This window comes from Plantactinospora sp. BC1 (genome assembly GCF_003030345.1).
Taxonomy (GTDB): Bacteria; Actinomycetota; Actinomycetes; order Mycobacteriales; family Micromonosporaceae; genus Plantactinospora.
Genome location: NZ_CP028158.1, coordinates 7,531,564 through 7,547,426 on the forward strand (window position 1 = coordinate 7,531,564; position 15,863 = coordinate 7,547,426).

A 15,863-nucleotide genomic window follows, 5' to 3' on the forward strand; every position below is an offset into this window, starting at 1 on the left:
TCCGCCCGTGCGGCGGTTTCCGGGTCGGGACCCGTGCTGGGTAGGCTTCGTACACATGAACACGCCGCGCCCGGTCCTCGTGGTGGACTTCGGAGCCCAGTACGCCCAGCTCATCGCCCGCCGCGTCCGGGAGGCCCGGGTCTACTCGGAGATCGTCCCGCACTCGATGCCGGTCTCGGAGATGCTGGCCAGGGATCCAGCCGCGATCATCCTCTCCGGCGGCCCGGCCAGCGTCTACGCGCCGGGCGCCCCGCAGGTCGACGCGAAGCTCTTCGACAGCGGCGTGCCGGTCTTCGGCATCTGTTACGGCTTCCAGGCGATGGCCCGGGCCCTCGGCGGCACGGTGGCGCACACCGGCGGCCGGGAGTACGGCGGCACCGCCCTGCGGGCCCGGTCCGACGCGACCGCACTGCTCCGGGACCTGCCGGCCGAGCTGTCCGTCTGGATGAGCCACGGTGACTGTGTGACGGAGGCGCCGGACGGGTTCACCGTGACCGCCGAGTCGCCCGGTGCGCCGGTGGCGGCCTTCGAGGACCTCGTCGGCCGCCGGGTCGGCACCCAGTTCCACCCCGAGGTCGGGCACACCGAGCACGGCCAGCGGATGCTGGAGCGCTTTCTCTACGACGTGGCGGGGATCGAGCCGACCTGGACCCCGGAGAACATCATCTCCGACCAGATCGCCGAGATCCGTTCCCGGGTCGGCGACAAGGAGGTCATCTGCGGCCTCTCCGGCGGGGTCGACTCGGCGGTCGCCGCCGCGCTGGTGCACCAGGCCGTCGGCGACCAGCTCACCTGCGTCTTCGTCGACCACGGCCTGCTGCGGGCCGGCGAGGCCGAGCAGGTGGAGTCGGACTACGTCGCGGCGACCGGGATCAAGCTCAAGGTGGTCGACGCGGCCGACCGGTTCCTCGACGCGCTCGCCGGGGTGACCGACCCGGAGCAGAAGCGCAAGATCATCGGCCGGGAGTTCATCCGGGTCTTCGAGGCTGCGGCCCGGGAGGTGGCCGCCAGCGGGGACGTCGAGTTCCTGGTGCAGGGCACCCTCTACCCCGACGTGGTCGAGTCCGGCGGCGGCACCGGTACGGCCAACATCAAGTCGCATCACAACGTCGGCGGCCTGCCGGAGGATCTGAAGTTCTCGCTGGTCGAGCCGCTGCGCACGCTCTTCAAGGACGAGGTACGCCAGCTCGGACTGGCGCTGGGGCTGCCCGAGGCGATGGTCTGGCGGCACCCGTTCCCCGGGCCGGGGCTGGCGATCCGGATCATCGGGGCGGTGGACCGGCAGCGGCTCGACCTGCTCCGGGCGGCGGATCTGATCGCCCGGGAGGAACTCACCGCCGCCGGTCTCGACCGGGACGTCTGGCAGTTCCCGGTGGTGCTGCTCGCCGACGTACGCAGCGTCGGGGTGCAGGGTGACGGACGCAGTTACGGGCACCCGGTGGTGCTCCGGCCGGTGTCGAGTTCCGACGCCATGACGGCGGACTGGTCCCGCCTGCCGTACGACGTGATCGCCCGGATCTCCACCCGGATCACCAACGAGGTCGCCGAGGTCAACCGGGTGGTGCTCGACGTGACGAGCAAGCCGCCGGGCACCATCGAGTGGGAGTGACCCCGGTCCGCCTCGGTTAGCGCGGGTTCGGCGGCGTACCGCCGAACGCCTCCGTCGGCCCGTCCACGCCGGCCGGCGGGCCGGTCGGTGCGACCGGCTCGGCCGGGTGCGTCTGCTGCACCCCGGGCGCCGGCGCGGCCGCCGGAGCACCGGTCGGTGCGGCCGGAGCCGTCGGGGCGGTCGGGGCGGTCGGGGCGGTCGGCGGGCCGGCCGGCGGGGTCGGCGTAGCCGTCCGGGTGCCGTGCGCCCAGCTCGGCGGCCAGACCGGTCCGGTGCCGGGCGGGTGCGGCCAGGCGGGGGCGTCGGCCGGCTCCTCCGGCATCAGGAACCAGAGCACCGGATAGGCCAGCAGGCCGAGCCCGCCGGTGAAGACCGCGATGGCGGCGAAGACCACCCGGACCAGGGTGGGGTCGACGTTGAAGTAGCGGCCGAGTCCGCTGGCCACACCGGCGATCATCCGGTCGGTGGTCGGTCGACGGAGCTGCTTGTACGGGGGCTGGCTGAACGGTATCTGCGTCATGGTTCCACGGTCCGCCCGGACGGCCGGCGCGTCCTCGGTGACCGCCCGGATAGCGACCCTGACCCTCCCCTGACCGGTGCCACCGGCATCCCGACAGTAGGGCCAACTGTCAGGAATCCGACTCTTTTCGTGGTCGGGTTGGATGATCAAGGGAGAATTTGGTCCTGTGACCCCCGCGCTGGAACCGATCCGCAAGATCGCTGCATACGCGATTTGCACCGATTCAACCGATCGGGTGCTCCTGGTCCGGGCCTCCTCCCGGTCCGGAACGCCCGGCGTCTGGTCGCTGCCCGGTGGCGCTGTCGACCACGGCGAGGACCCGAACCACACCGTGGTGCGCGAGACCGCCGCCGAGACCGGCCTCTCCGTCTCCGTCGTCGGGCTGCGGGACGTCCTCGCCGACATGAGGTCGCTGCCGCACCGGGGTGTCACGATCCACACCGACCGGCTGCTCTACCAGGTCTCCGTACGCGGCGGCACGCTCTGCGACCGGATCGGCCAGCCGACCGACCTCGCCCGCTGGCACAGCCTGGCGGAGGCGGAGAAGCTGCTGCTGCGGCCCTTCACCGCGCGCGCCCTCGGCCTGCCCAGCGGGCCGATCGACCTGCGGCCGGAGGAGGCGCCGGAGTTCCCCTCCTTCCACGCCGTGCCCGGGCCGGACGGGCTGCACCGGGCCCAGCGCTTCGCGGCGTACGCGGTCGCCACCGACCCGGACGGCCGGGTGCTGCTGACCCGGGTTGCCGACGGCTACCCCGGCGCGGGCTGCTGGCACCTGCCCGGCGGCGGCACCGACTACGGCGAGCAGCCCGGCGCCGCACTGATCCGGGAACTCGTCGAGGAGACCGGGCAGCGCGGCCGGCTGGTCGAGCTGATCGGGGTGGCGAGCCACCGGGACGCCGCCTCGCTCGGCCCCGAGGGCTATCCGATCGACTGGCACGGGGTACGCGCCTTCTACCGGGTGGTCGTCGACTCGCCCGCCCCGCCGACCGTCGGTGACGTCGGCGGCTCCACCTCCGAGGCCCGCTGGTTCGGCCGGGAGGAGTTGGAGGCGCTGCCGGTGGACCGGCTGACCGAGGTGACCGCCGAGGCCGTCCAGGCGGCCCGGCTGGGCTGACCGCCACCCGGTTCCCGACCCGCTTCCCAAGCCGCTTCCCGGCCCGGTTACCGGCCCCACGTCCGACTCCAGCTCCGACCCCGTTTTCCGACCCGCCCGCGCCGGCCGTCGGCCCGGACCGGCATGATCGGTGCGGGCGCGGGGGAAGGGGCGGCGTGGTGCGACGGCGACGGCGGATCGGGGCGTACGGGCTGTGTCGGGACGGTGAGCGCGTGCTGCTCGTCCGAGGCTCCGCGGCCCTACCCTTTCCCGGCGTCTGGCAGGTGCCCGGGGGCGGCGTCGAGCACGGGGAGCATCCGAGGGCGGCGTTGCAGCGCGAGTTCGTCGAGGAGACCGGGCTGACCGTCGCGGTGACCGGGCTGCGGGTGGTGCTCGCCGACGTGATCCGGCTGGCCGAGGTCGACGGGCCGGTGGCCGAGCACACCGACCGGATCGTCTACGACGTCGTACCGACCGGCGGCGAGCTGCGTGCCGAGGCGGACGGCGGCACCGACGAGGTCGCCTGGATCGACCGGGAGGACCTGGCCGGGCTGGCCCTGATGCCGTTCACCGCCGAGTTGCTCGGCCGCCCGGCGGACCCGCTGCCCGAGGGCGCCTGGCCCGCACCGGACCCGGCCGGGTCCGCGCCGGGCGGTACCGCGCCCCTGGCACCGCCCGACCGGTACCAGCGGTTCGCGGCGTACGGGCTGGCCACCGATCCCGCCGGCCGGATCCTGCTGACCCGGATCGCGACCGGGTTCCCCGGCGCCGGCCGGTGGCACCTGCCCGGCGGGGGTACCGACCACGGCGAGCAGCCGGTCAGCGCGCTGCTGCGGGAACTGGTCGAGGAGACCGGCCAGCTCGGCCGGGTGACCGGGCTGCTGCACGTGTCGCACCGGCACAACACCGCCGAGTTCGGCCCCGAGGGTCGGCCGCTGGACTGGCACGGGGTCCGGGTGATCTACCGGGTCGAGGTCGACGCGCCCACCGAGGCGAGGGTCACCGAGGCGGCGGGGGGCTCGACCGAGACGGCCCGCTGGTTCTCCCGGGACGAGGTGGCGGAGCTGCCGCGTACCGAGGTGGTGGACGCGGCGCTGTCGCAGCTCTAGGCGCACCTCCGGCCGCTGCTCCCCGGCCGGTCGGGCGGCCGGCGGGGCGGGCAGCGAACGCGGAAATCTCTCCCGAAACGATGACTGTGACTGGTTCGGCTAGAGTTGCAGGCGGGCCGGCAGTGTGTGCCACGCCGGGGGTAGCGCCCCGGATGGGAGGTCTGAGTGCCTTGGGTGTTTTGGGATAAATACCCCTCAGGCAGCTATCGCCAATCCCTGCCGTCTGTGCGATGGTGTAGGCCGCAATTGGTTGCCGGCCAAGGAGTCCCGGCGCCCGATGGCGCTTGGGCGGGTGCCGCCACGGTGGCGGACAAAGTTGATCCGGTGATGGAGGAAACGTGCCGAGAGCCCCATGGCGTCGGCGTCGTACGTCGGACAGCCCGCGCCCGGCAGGGCGTCGCTGGGCGGGGCGGCTACGCCGCAGCGGTACGTTCGCCCGGCAGGTGTTGCTGGTCCGGGTGGGACGCCGGGATCACGACCTGGGCGACGACAGCCCCGGTGTCCTCGTGCGGCCCGACCGCTTCTACCCCGAGGACTCCACCCGGCTCGACCCGTACGACGTCGGCCCGCTGACCGCCGCCGAGATCGAGGCGGTCGTGCCGGTGAGTCCGGCCGTCGGCCCGGCCGATCCGGTCGACGCACCCGGAGCGGGGATGGCGATCCCGCTGCTGCCCGGCGAACGGAGCATGGCGCGCCGGATCAAGTTCGCCGTGGTCAACGCCTGCACCCTGGCCAGCCTGACCCTCGGGCTGCTCGCCATCTTCCAGGCCATGCAGGGCGACGTGCGGGTGGCGGCGTACTGCCTGATCGCCTGCGTGGCGTTCGACGGCCTCGACGGGGCGCTGGCCCGCAAGATGGGCGTGGCCAGCCCGTTCGGTGCCCAGATGGACTCGCTGGCCGACATGTGCTCGTTCGGCCTGGCCGCCCCGGTGGTGGTCTACGCCTCGCTGGTGGGCTCGGTCTCGACCGCCGCCGCAGCGGTGGCCTGCGCACTCGTCGCCGCCTGCGCGGCGATCCGGCTCGCCCGGTTCAACGTCTCGCCGAAGGACGGGCGGTTCTTCTGCGGCGTGCCGACCACGATGGCCGCGGCGGTGCTCGCCCTGGCGGTGCTGATCGGGTTGCCGGTCTCCGGTGGGGTGCAGGTGGCCGGTGTCGGGCTGCTGGCCTTCGCCATGGTCTCCAGCTTCCCGTACGCCAAGCTGGCCCGCCTGATCAAGCTGCCGCCGTGGCTCTGGCTGGCCCCGCTGATCGGTGCCCTGGTCGACATCCGACTCACCTTCGCGATCCTGGTGGTCGGTTACCTGGTCAGCGGCCCGCTGCTCTGGTTGCGCCAGCGCCGCACCGCCTGACCGCCCCACGGTCGAGCGGTCGGCCGGCGTCACCCGCCCGCCCGCCGCCGGATCCGCCCGGGGAAGAGCTGGAATTCTCGAAAGCAGTACGGCCGTGCCGCAGACTCACCACGGTGATCTGCGGCACGGCCGTTTCCGCTGACACGCCGCCGGTCCGCCCGGCCGGCCGGGCGTAGGGGCGGCGGCGCTGTCCCAGGGTCAGCGCCAGCGGGCGATCACGGAGGATCCGCCGATGACCCGCTCGCCCGGGCCGACCACCGGCTCGGCCGCGTCGGCCGGCAGGTAGACGTCGGTACGCGAACCGAACCTGATCAGGCCGAACCGTTCCCCCCGGGCCAGCAGTGCCCCGATCGGTGCCCGCTGCACGATCCGCCGGGCGATCAGGCCGGTCCGCTGGGCCACCACCACCGTGCCGTGCTCGGTGTCGAGCACCGTGTACGCGGCGACGTTGTGCTCCGCGTCCGGTTTCATCGCCGCCGCGAACCCGCCGTCGGCGACGAAGTAGTCGACCACCTTGCCGGCCACCGGTGCGCGGTTGACGTGCACGTCGAGTACGGAGAGGAAGACCGCGACCCGGAGGAACTCGCCGTCACCGAAGCGCTCGTCCCGGAGCCGCTGCACGGAGAGCACCTGACCGTCGGCGGCGGCGACCACGGCGGACTCGTCGTCCGGGATGTCCCGCTCCGGGTCCCGGAAGAACGCCGCCACCGGGCCGGCGGCGAGCGCGGGCAGCAGCCAGAGCCGGGACTTCGGCCGGGTGACCCGGGTGAGCGCGGCCAGCCCGAGCGCGATGCCGGCCGCCGCGACCCCGTTGGAGTCGATGTGCATCCCGCGGGTCAGCGGAATGCTCGACGTACGGTGCGCGGGCGCCAACCGGGCCGCCACCGAGACCTCGGCCGGGGTGAACCGGAGCCGGTGCGCGCGGACCGGCGGCTGGTTGACCAGGACGAGGTCGCTGCCGACGCCGAAGAGCGCGCTCTGCCGTTCGAGTTCGCCGACCGCCCCCGGCGCCCGGCCGGGCAGGGCGGGCACCAGCACGCTGAGTACCCCGCCGTCGGTCAGGTACTTGCCGAGTCCGTCCAGCGCGCTCCGGGTCTCCTCGGCGCTGCCGGCCAGCGGTTCCGCGGCGATCACCACGTCCGCCGGGTCCGCGTCGGCCAGCGAGTCGGCGACCCGGACCCGTTGTGCGGTCCACTGCCCGAGGGCGGTGACGTGCTCGCGGAGCTGGTCGGCGCCGAGCGCGTCCGCCGGCACCACGGTGAGTACGTCGCCGGGGAGCAGCGCGTCGACCGCCGCCGCCAGTACGGACGAGTCGGTGGTGACCCCGACCAGCAGGGTGGTCTTCGGGCCGTGATGCCGGGCCATCTCGGTGGTGAGGACGCGGGCGGCGCGCTCGCCGACGCGGACCGGGCGGCCTGGGCCGGTGGCGCGTACGGCGGGGGACTGGGTCATCTCGGGCGGGCTCCTCGCGAGGTCAGGACGGGCGGCTGCCGATGGCGGCGCGGGCTACGCGGTGCGGCGGTTTCCCGGCCGCTGGCACGTGACCGGCCGGCGGAGGCGCGAACCTCCGCCGGCCAGTTTAGGCACGCCCTGACCGAGTCGCACTGATCGTGCCGGCCGCTCGTGGCGTCACGCGGGCCGCTCGTCCCGCCGGTCCGCCGCCGTGTCGGGCGCCTCGGCCGGTTCACCGGCCGCCGTCGGGAGTACCTCGGTGTCCCGGTCGGAGAGCCGGTCGAGCCGCTCGGTCGGGTCCGGGTCGAGCCGCTCGGTCGGGTCCGGGTCGAGCCGCTCGGTCGGGTCCGGGTCGAGCCGGCCGGTGGGGTCCGGGTCGAGTCGGTCGGTGGGGTCGGGGTCGAGTCGGTCGGTCGGGTCCGGGGTGAGGAGCGGGTCCCGGTCGAAGAGCGTCCCGAGGGGCGCGTCGGTCGGTCCGGGGTCGGCGGCGTCGCCGCCGGTCGGCGCGGCCGGGGAGCCGGGGTCGGGCGCCTCCGGCGCCGCCGACGGCTGCCGCCCGGACCGGTTGGCCCGGAGCGCGCCGACCAGGCCCAGCGCGCCGACCCCGATCAGGCCGGCGGCCACCAGCCAGCCGATGGCCGGCAGTGTGACGTGGGTGAGCTGCGCGAAGAGCCACCAGGCGGTGACGCCGAGAAAGATCACGGCGAACGTCAGCGACACTCCGTCGGTACGGTGTGCCTTCATCGAGTCACCTCCGCGGTGGCGGCGTCGACCGACAGGTTGAGCAGCAGCTTCCCGCCACCGGGTCCGTCCTCGCCGAGGTCGGTCACCTCCCGTTGGTTGCCGTCGAAGTTGCTGTACCTGCGGTCCAGGACCAGGGCGTCGCCCGCGTTCACGTCGAGTCGTACGGTCACGTCGACGGTGGGCGGCAGGATCACCTTCACCTCGCCGAGATCGACGTCCACGCTCACCCGGGCGTCCCGGTTCGTGAAGTCGATCCGGGTCAGGTCGAGCGTGGCGTTGCCGAGCCGGGTCTCGTAGCGGTCGGCCATCACCTCGTAGCTGGCCGGTGCCCAGAGCACGTCGTCCTCGGCGCGCAGCCTGGTGTAGGACTCGGCGACCGTGGAGATGCCGAGGGCACAGGCCGCGACCAGGCCGAGGGCGATCAGCCAGCGGGCCCGGCCGAACCAGGCCCCGACCAGCAGCCCGAGGGCGATGGTCAGCAGGACGGCGGCGAAGTAGGTGGACGGCATGACCCGGACCGCGTCGGTCAGGTCCAGGATCGCGACCACGCCGATCGCCACGAAGATCATCGAGAAGGTGGCGGCACCCAGCGCGGAGCGCTCACGAGGCCGCTTCGGTGGCTTGACCTTCGGCGGTGGCGGCGGAGCCGGAGCCGGCCGTGCGGCGTACGGGCCGTGCGGCGCGAACGGCGCGCGGTAGCCCCCCGGTACGGGTGGTACCGGCGGTACGCCCGGGTGCGGTCCGGTCGGTACGGCCACCGGTGGCGGGTTCGTCGGCCAGGCCGGAGCCGGCGGGGCCGGGGCGGCCGTCGTCGGCCCGGCGGGGTGGCCCGGCGCGGCGGTCGGCTGGGGTGCCGGCGGGTACCAGACCGGCTGGCCGGGCGCGGCCTGCGGCGGTACCGGCTGGCCGGGTCCGGGTGGCGGATAGCCGGCTGGCGGCGGTGGCCCGGCACCCGGTTGCCAGTACGGTCCGGTGCGGTTCCGGTCGCGGTTGAGCAGCAGCGCGCCGCCGATCAGCACCGCCGCGCCGAGCAGTACGGCCCGGTAGGTGTCGGTCACGATGAAGCCGAACATCACCGCGGCGACGATGCCGAGGATCAGCACGGTGACCGGGGACATGCTCGACCGGCCCCGGCCGAGCATCGACTCGACGGGCGAGGCGGTGTCGCCCTCGGCGGGGATGATCAGCCAGGCGGCGAGGTACACCAGCAGGCCGATGCCGCCGAAGAAACCGAGTACGGCGAGGAGGACCCGCCAGAGGATCGGGTCGCTGTTCGTGGCCCGGCCGATCGCGGCGCAGACCCCGGCCAGGTAGCGGCCCTCGCTCGGCCGGACCAGCCCGTACCGGTAGGTGAACCCGAACTCCGGCGGCGGCCCGCCGGCTCCGGGCGGTGGTGGGCCGGGGGGCGGGGTCGTACCCGGTGGTGGGGTCGGGCCGGGGGGCGGGGGCCAGCCGGTACCCGGTGGCGGTGCCGGCTCGGTCCGCTCCGGGCCGGCGGCGGCCGGGCCGGGCGTGCCGGGTGCCTCCGGGGCCGGGCCGGGGCGCTCCGCTCGGTCGGGGTCGCCCACCGGACCGGGCGTTCCACGGGCGGCGGCAGCGTCGTCGGTCATGCTCCGATCCTCCGTCGTCGCAGGTGCGGCCGGCCTCAGGCGACAACCCTGAGCCCACCCTGAGATATCCGGTACGTGAAGTCCGGGGAGTCCCCATGGCTGCTAAGCCGGCCGACGTGTGACGATCGGAGCGTCGGTGGAACGGGACGTGACCGGGCAGGTCCGCCGGGTCACCCCGCCGCCCGAGACGACGAGGAGTCCGAAGATCCGCGCCACGACCGAGCCGCCCCGCCTCTACCGGGCCCGCGACCACCGGATGGTCGCCGGCGTGGCTGCCGGGATCGCCCTGCACCTGGGCATCCGGGCGGTGTGGGTACGCGTGGCGTTCCTGCTGCTGCTCGGGTTCAGCGGGCTCGGCCTGCTGCTCTACGCGGCGTTCTGGGCGGTGGTGCCGCCGCTGCCCGGTGGGGCCGCCCCGCCCCGGCGCAACGTCTTCCAGTTGCTGCCGTTCGTCGCCATCGGCCTCGCCGTGATCCTGATCGAGGTACTCGCCTTCAAGTCCGACGGGGTGGCCGGCACGGCCGGCTGGCTGGTTTCGATCATCGCGGTCGGCGCCGGGGTGATCTGGCACCAGTCCGCGCCGGAGCGCCGCTGGCAGTGGGACCAGTCGCTGCCGGTGCCGTGGCTGGGGGCGGTGGTGGCGGAGAGCGACCGGCGGGCCTTCGTGCTGCGGTTCATCGGCGGCGGGGTGCTGGTCGCGGTCGGCCTGATCGGGGTGGTGGCGGTCTACCGCCCGCAGGGCAACTTCGACGCGGTGGTCAACGGGGTGATCTTCGCCCTGGTCGCGCTCGCCGGGGTCGGCGTGGTGGCCGCCCCGGTGCTCTGGCGGACCTACAACCAGCTGCGGGCCGAGCGGGAGGGGCGGATCCGGGAGCAGGAGCGGGCCGAGCTGGCCGCGATGATCCACGACCAGGTGCTGCACACCCTCGCCCTGATCCAGCGCAACGCGGCCGACGTCAAGACGGTGCAGCGGCTCGCCCGCGGGCAGGAGCGCTCGTTGCGGAGCTGGCTCTACAAGCCGACCGGTTCGCCGAACGAGCGGTTCGCGGCGGCGCTGGAGCAGGCCGCCGCCGAGGTGGAGGACACCTTCGCGATCACCGTGGAGGCGGTGGTGGTCGGCGACCGGGAGACCGACGAGCGGGTCGGCGCGCTGGTGGCCGCGGCCCGGGAGGCGCTGGTCAACGCCGCCCGGCACGCCAAGGTGCAGACCGTCTCGCTCTATGCCGAGGTCGAACCGGAGCAGGTGAGTGTCTTCGTCCGCGATCGCGGTGCGGGGTTCGACCCGACTACCGTTGAGGACCACCGGCACGGCGTACGCGGCTCGATCATCGGGCGGATGAAGCGGCACGGCGGGCGGGCGGAGATCCGCAGTACGCCGGGGGACGGCACCGAGGTGAGACTCTTCCTCCCGATACCCCGGGAGGGCGCGGCACCAGGGAAGGACAGGTAACGATCATGGTTGAGCCGACGGAGCCGGCGCGGGAGGAAACCCCGGCGCCGCGACCGCTGCGGGTCTTCCTCGTCGACGATCACGCGATGTTCCGGGCCGGCGTCCGCGCCGAGCTGGGGGCGCACGTCGAGGTGGTCGGCGAGGCCAGCACGGTGGCCGAGGCGATCAGCCGGATCGCCGCCACCGAGCCGGACGTGGTGCTGCTCGACGTGCACATGCCGGACGGGGGCGGTCGGGCGGTGCTGGAGGCGGTCCGGCGTACCCGTCCGGAGGTGCGGTTCCTGGCGCTCAGCGTCTCCGACGCCGCCGAGGACGTGATCGGGCTGATCCGGGCCGGTGCCCGGGGGTACGTCACCAAGACCATCTCGCCGGACGAGCTGACCGCCGCGATCCGCCGGGTCGCCGACGGCGACGCGGTGTTCAGTCCCCGGCTGGCCGGGTTCGTGCTGGACTCCTTCGCCTCCCGGCCGGACGCGCCGGTCGCCGACCCGGAGCTGGACCAGCTCACCAACCGCGAGCGCGAGGTGCTCCGGCTGCTGGCCCGGGGCTACGCCTACAAGGAGATCGCCAAGGAGCTGTTCATCTCCATCAAGACGGTGGAGACGCACGTCTCGAACGTTCTGCGCAAGCTCCAGATGTCCAACCGCTACGAGCTGTCCCGGTGGGCGGCCGACCGCCGGCTCGTCTGAGCCGCGACGTCCGTCGGCGGCGGCGGGCGGGTCGTCGGTGCGGCGTCGGCGATCCACCGGTACGGCATCAGCCGAGCGGTGGGTGTCCGGACGGTGACGATCGGATACGCTGAATCGATGTCCATCACTGTCTGGCGGGCCGCCGGACCCCCGGTGCGCAGTCCCGTATCGTCCAAACGGACGAGCACGGTAGGTATGCGCTTGACATCGGAGAGCGCCCGGGGTGACGCGGGAAAGGTCACAACAAGCCGTGCGGACGGCCGTCGGAGCGGCCCGCGTCGGTGACGTTTCGCCTGCTCATCGCCGTGTTCGGAGGGGTGGTCGGGTGGCCGGGCACACGCCTGAAACATTGCCGGCAACTAACGGGTTGATAACGGCACCTTTCCGCGCTAGGCGGCTCAGTGTCACAGTGTCAGTCACCTCACAGTCCCTCGTGAGCGCCCTGAGGAGGCTTCACTCATGCGCGGGCAATTCCCGTTAAAGATGGCGGTCGGAGCGACCGCCATAATGTTGTTGGCGGCAGGCTGCGGCGGCGGCGGCGACGACGAGACCTCGGCGGCCGACGCCCTGGTCTCGATCGGCATCGGCGAGCCGCAGCACCTGATCCCCTCCAACACCACCGAGTCCAACGGTGCCGAGGTGCTGGCCGCACTCTTCAGCCCGCTGGTGGACTTCGACGCCGAGAACAAGCCGTACACGGTCGCGGCCGAGTCGGTCGAGTCGACCGACAACAAGGTCTGGACGATCAAGCTGAAGGACGGCTACACCTTCCACAACGGTGAGAAGGTCGGCGCCGACAACTACATCAACGCCTGGAACCACGCGGCGTACGGCCCGAACGGCAACGGCGGCTCGTACTTCTTCGAGCGCATCGAGGGCTACAAGGACCTGCAGTCCGAGGACCCGGACGGCGACGGCCCGCAGAAGGCTCCGGACCCGAAGGCGAAGACCCTCACCGGTCTGAAGAAGGTCGACGACCTGACCTTCACCGTGACGCTGAGCGAGCCCTTCTCCGGCTGGCGCTCGGTCATGGGCTACACCGTCTTCTACCCGCTGCCGAACGCGGCGTTCGCCTCCGAGGGCGTGCTCAAGGAGGACTACGAGCAGGCCCCGATCGGCAACGGCCCGTTCAAGATGAAGGGCACCTGGCAGCACGACTCGAAGATCGAGGTCGAGCGCTACGCCGAGTACCCGGGCGACAAGCCGAAGGTCGGCGGCGTCACCTACAAGATCTACCAGGAGCAGACCGCCCAGTACGCCGACCTGATGGGTGGCGCCCTGGACGTGGTGACCCAGATCCCGATCGAGAACCTGGGCACCGCCCCGGCCGACCTCGGTGACCGCTTCAAGACCAGCTCGAACTCGGTCTTCCAGTTCGTCGGCTTCCCGACCTTCCTCCCGCAGTACTCGAAGGTCGAGGTCCGCAAGGCGATCTCGATGGCGATCAACCGCAAGGAGATCACCGACAACGTCTTCCGTGGCTCGCAGACCCCGGCGACGTCGTTCGTCTCCCCGGCGGTGGCCGGCTACCGCGAGAACAGCTGCGGCGAGGCCTGCACCTACGACCCGGCCAAGGCCAAGACGGCGTACGAGGCCGCGGGCGGCCCGAAGCAGATCAAGATCACCTACAACGCCGACGGTGGTCACAAGGCGTGGGTGGACGCGACCTGCAACCAGCTCAAGACCAACCTGGGCGTCGACTGCGTCGGCGTCGGCGAGCCGAAGTTCGCCGACCTGCTCACCAAGGTCGAGAACAAGGAAGACGTCGGCATGATCCGGCTCGGCTGGATCATGGACTACCCGCTGATGGAGAACTACCTGGGCCCGCTGTACGGGACCGGCGGTTCGTCGAACTACTACGGCTACAGCAACCCGGAGTTCGACAACCTGGTCAAGCAGGGCTCGGCCGCGCCGACCCAGGAAGAGGCCATCAAGCTGTGGCAGCAGGCCGAGGACATCCTCGCCCGCGACATGCCGGTGATTCCGCTGCGGCTCGGCCAGAACGTCTTCGGCCACTCGGAGCGGGTCAAGAACGTCGAGGTCGACAAGTTCCAGAAGGTCGAGCTCCTCAAGATCGAGGCGACGAGCTGACCTGACTGCTCCAGCGACGGACGGTCCGGTCCGCCCGGCCCAGCTCGGGTCGGATCGGACCGTCCGTACGAGCCTCACCGGCCCCGGTGACCGGGACCGGTGAGGCTGCGGTCGCTACCGTGCGCATCACGGTCTGCTGCCCAGCAGGCAGTCACCGATGCTCGTCTCTAAGGACTTGATATGTTCCGCTACTTCGTGCGGCGCGTCCTGCAAGGGGTCCTGACGTTTTTCGGGGCCACCTTCATCGTGTACGCGCTGATGTTCGCCAACCAGGACGACCCGCTCCAGGCTCTGGCGGGTGAGCGTCCGCTGCCGGAGAACGTCCGGCAGGCGCTCACCGAAAGGTACCATCTGGACGACCCGTTCATCGTCCAATATGGCCACTACATGCGTGGCCTGTTGACCGGTGACTTCGGCATCTCGCTGACCAACCGGCCGATCAGCGACATGATGCAGCAGGCCTGGCCGGTGACCATCCGGCTGGCGGTCTTCGCGATCATCATCTCGGCGCTGGTCGCCGTCACCGCCGGCATCGTCTCCGGAATCCGTCGCGGCGGCGTCTTCGACACCACCACGCTGATCATCACCCTGATCCTGCTCTCCCTGCCGATCGTGGTGCTGGCGCCGCTGGCGCAGCTCATCTTCGGGGTGCAGCTCAAGTGGTTCCCGGCGACAGCCGGCGCCGATCCCGGGTTCTATCAACTCATCCTGCCGGCGTTGGTGTTGAGCTGTCTGGTGATCGCCACCCAGATCCGGGTCACCCGGGCCTCGGTGGCGGAGAACCTGCGCTCGGACTACGTTCGTACCGCCCGGGCCAAGGGACTGGCGAACCGTCGGGTCATCGGCGTGCACGTGCTGCGCAACTCGCTGATCCCGGTCGTCACGCTGATCGGTGTCGACCTGGGCAACCTGATGGCCGGGGCGATCGTCACCGAGGGTGTCTTCAACATCCCGGGCGTCGGCTTCAACCTGTTCCGCGGGATCCGGACCGAGGACGGCCCACTGGTGGTCGGCTTCGTCAGCATCCTGGTGATCGTCTTCCTGGTGGCCAACCTGGTCGTCGATCTGCTGTACGCGGTACTCGACCCGAGGATCCGCTATGAGTGAGCGAAGTGCGCGAATCAGTCGGCTCGGCGTGACACCGTCCCGGTGGCGGCGCCGAGCGGAGCGAGGCAGCGGCACGAGTAAGCGAGGCGCCCGATGAGCAACGTCGAATCCGTCACCCAGGCGGAGGTACCCAGTGCCGCCGGTGTGCCGGTGTCCCCGGACGGCGGTCAGGAGAAGCCGCGGAGTCTGACCGGGGATGCCTGGGAAGACCTCCGGCGCAACTGGATCTTCTGGGCCGCCGCCGTCCTGGTGCTGGTGGTCGTGGTGATGGCGGCCTTCCCGGGCCTGTTCACCTCGGCCGACCCGGACGCGTGCGCACTGTCCCGGCAGCACCAGGGACCGAGCGGCTCGGCCATCTTCGGCTACAACTTCCAGGGCTGCGACGTCTACGCCCGGACGATCTACGGCGCCCGCAACTCGGTGCTGATCGGGCTCTTCGCGACCATCATCGCCGGAGTGATCGGCCTGATCGTCGGCATGGCGGCCGGCTACTTCGGTGGCTGGGTCGACGCCCTGCTCGCCCGGGGCATCGACATCGTGCTGGGCATTCCCACCCTGCTCGCGGCGATCGTGCTGGCCCGGCGGCTCTCCTCCGACCCGCAGAACTCGGGCTTCGTCGCGGTGGTCTTCACCCTCGGCGTCCTGACCTGGACGACCGGCGCCCGGATCATGCGGTCGTCGGTCATCTCGGCGAAGAACCAGGACTACGTGGCGGCGGCCCGGATGCTCGGCGCCGGCTCCGGCCGGCTGATGTTCCGGCACATCCTGCCGAACGCGGCGGCGCCGTTCGTGGTGGTGCTGACCATCCTGCTCGGCGTCAACATCTCCACCGAGGCGACCCTGACCTTCCTCGGCGTCGGTCTGCGCGGCGACGCGATCTCCTGGGGGATCGACATCTCCACGGCGGCACCGTACGTCCGGGAGACGGCCACCCCGCTGGTCTGGCCGTCGGTCTTCCTGGCGATGACCGTGCTGGCGTTCATCATGCTCGGCGACGCGATCCGCGACGCCTTCGACCCGAGGCTGCGGTGAGCTGACCC

The 15,863-nt window shown here is 72.2% G+C and carries 11 protein-coding genes and 2 pseudogenes; 9 read left to right on the forward strand and 4 right to left on the reverse strand.

The features are described 5' to 3' along the window. The first annotated feature begins 55 nt into the window (after nt 1–55). On the forward strand, nt 56–1,609 hold the full coding sequence (guaA, locus tag C6361_RS33075; RefSeq protein WP_107270133.1) for a glutamine-hydrolyzing GMP synthase: 1,554 nt from the start codon (nt 56–58) through the stop codon (nt 1,607–1,609). A gap of 205 nt (nt 1,610–1,814) precedes the next feature. Here guaA and C6361_RS33080 read toward each other — a convergent pair. Further along, nucleotides 1,815–2,129 (reverse strand): annotated as a pseudogene (locus C6361_RS33080) (PspC domain-containing protein); the annotation flags it as partial. A gap of 166 nt (nt 2,130–2,295) precedes the next feature. Between C6361_RS33080 and C6361_RS33085 the strand changes: the two are divergent. The 3 genes from C6361_RS33085 to C6361_RS33095 all read left to right on the forward strand — a co-directional run bounded on the left by C6361_RS33085 (nt 2,296) and on the right by C6361_RS33095 (nt 5,680). Further along, nucleotides 2,296–3,243 (forward strand): NUDIX domain-containing protein, encoded by a 948-nt coding sequence (locus C6361_RS33085; protein WP_107260741.1) that lies wholly within the window; start codon nt 2,296–2,298, stop codon nt 3,241–3,243. A gap of 158 nt (nt 3,244–3,401) precedes the next feature. Beyond that, the gene (locus C6361_RS33090; protein ID WP_107271328.1) at nt 3,402–4,331 is read left to right on the forward strand and encodes an NUDIX hydrolase; all 930 of its coding nucleotides are present in this window, start codon (nt 3,402–3,404) and stop codon (nt 4,329–4,331) included. 443 nt (nt 4,332–4,774) lie between these two features. Further along, nucleotides 4,775–5,680 carry a phosphatidylcholine/phosphatidylserine synthase gene (locus C6361_RS33095; RefSeq protein ID WP_234359693.1) on the forward strand — a complete coding sequence of 302 codons (906 nt, stop codon included), beginning with the start codon at nt 4,775–4,777 and terminating at the stop codon, nt 5,678–5,680. 198 nt (nt 5,681–5,878) lie between these two features. Here the strand turns inward: C6361_RS33095 and C6361_RS33100 are convergent, their stop codons facing one another. The 3 genes and pseudogenes from C6361_RS33100 to C6361_RS33110 form a co-directional block, all read right to left on the reverse strand. After that, nucleotides 5,879–7,132 carry a phosphatidylserine decarboxylase gene (locus C6361_RS33100; protein WP_107260737.1) on the reverse strand — a complete coding sequence of 418 codons (1,254 nt, stop codon included), beginning with the start codon at nt 7,130–7,132 and terminating at the stop codon, nt 5,879–5,881. A gap of 465 nt (nt 7,133–7,597) precedes the next feature. Next, nucleotides 7,598–7,876 (reverse strand): annotated as a pseudogene (locus tag C6361_RS39365) (hypothetical protein); the annotation flags it as partial. Beyond that, nucleotides 7,873–9,486 (reverse strand): PspC domain-containing protein, encoded by a 1,614-nt coding sequence (locus C6361_RS33110; protein ID WP_107270134.1) that lies wholly within the window; start codon nt 9,484–9,486, stop codon nt 7,873–7,875. The gene C6361_RS33110 and the pseudogene C6361_RS39365, both read right to left, overlap by 4 nt. A 205-nt stretch (nt 9,487–9,691) precedes the next feature. On the opposite strand from C6361_RS33110, the gene C6361_RS33115 reads away from it, so the two are divergent. The 5 genes from C6361_RS33115 to C6361_RS33135 all read left to right on the forward strand — a co-directional run bounded on the left by C6361_RS33115 (nt 9,692) and on the right by C6361_RS33135 (nt 15,855). Further along, nucleotides 9,692–10,936 carry an ATP-binding protein gene (locus tag C6361_RS33115; RefSeq protein ID WP_304598560.1) on the forward strand — a complete coding sequence of 415 codons (1,245 nt, stop codon included), beginning with the start codon at nt 9,692–9,694 and terminating at the stop codon, nt 10,934–10,936. A gap of 5 nt (nt 10,937–10,941) precedes the next feature. After that, entirely contained in the window at nt 10,942–11,625 is a 684-nt protein-coding gene (locus tag C6361_RS33120) for a response regulator transcription factor (protein WP_107260733.1), read from the forward strand. A 459-nt stretch (nt 11,626–12,084) separates the two neighbouring features. Further along, on the forward strand, nt 12,085–13,716 hold the full coding sequence (locus tag C6361_RS33125; protein ID WP_107260731.1) for an ABC transporter substrate-binding protein: 1,632 nt from the start codon (nt 12,085–12,087) through the stop codon (nt 13,714–13,716). Nucleotides 13,717–13,896: 180 nt separating this feature from the next. Further along, on the forward strand, nt 13,897–14,823 hold the full coding sequence (locus tag C6361_RS33130) for an ABC transporter permease (protein WP_107260729.1): 927 nt from the start codon (nt 13,897–13,899) through the stop codon (nt 14,821–14,823). Nucleotides 14,824–14,916: 93 nt separating this feature from the next. After that, nucleotides 14,917–15,855, forward strand: a complete 939-nt coding sequence (locus tag C6361_RS33135) for an ABC transporter permease (protein ID WP_107260728.1) — start codon at nt 14,917–14,919, stop codon at nt 15,853–15,855. Nucleotides 15,856–15,863 lie beyond the last annotated feature (8 nt).

Coding starts and splice junctions, on each gene's coding strand:
- guaA (WP_107270133.1), top strand. CDS start 56: ATGAACACGCCGCGCCCGGTCCTCGTGGTGGACTTCGGAGCCCAGTAC.
- C6361_RS33100 (WP_107260737.1), bottom strand. CDS start 7,132: ATGACCCAGTCCCCCGCCGTACGCGCCACCGGCCCAGGCCGCCCGGTC.
- C6361_RS33110 (WP_107270134.1), bottom strand. CDS start 9,486: ATGACCGACGACGCTGCCGCCGCCCGTGGAACGCCCGGTCCGGTGGGC.
- C6361_RS33120 (WP_107260733.1), top strand. CDS start 10,942: ATGGTTGAGCCGACGGAGCCGGCGCGGGAGGAAACCCCGGCGCCGCGA.
- C6361_RS33125 (WP_107260731.1), top strand. CDS start 12,085: ATGCGCGGGCAATTCCCGTTAAAGATGGCGGTCGGAGCGACCGCCATA.
- C6361_RS33130 (WP_107260729.1), top strand. CDS start 13,897: ATGTTCCGCTACTTCGTGCGGCGCGTCCTGCAAGGGGTCCTGACGTTT.
- C6361_RS33135 (WP_107260728.1), top strand. CDS start 14,917: ATGAGCAACGTCGAATCCGTCACCCAGGCGGAGGTACCCAGTGCCGCC.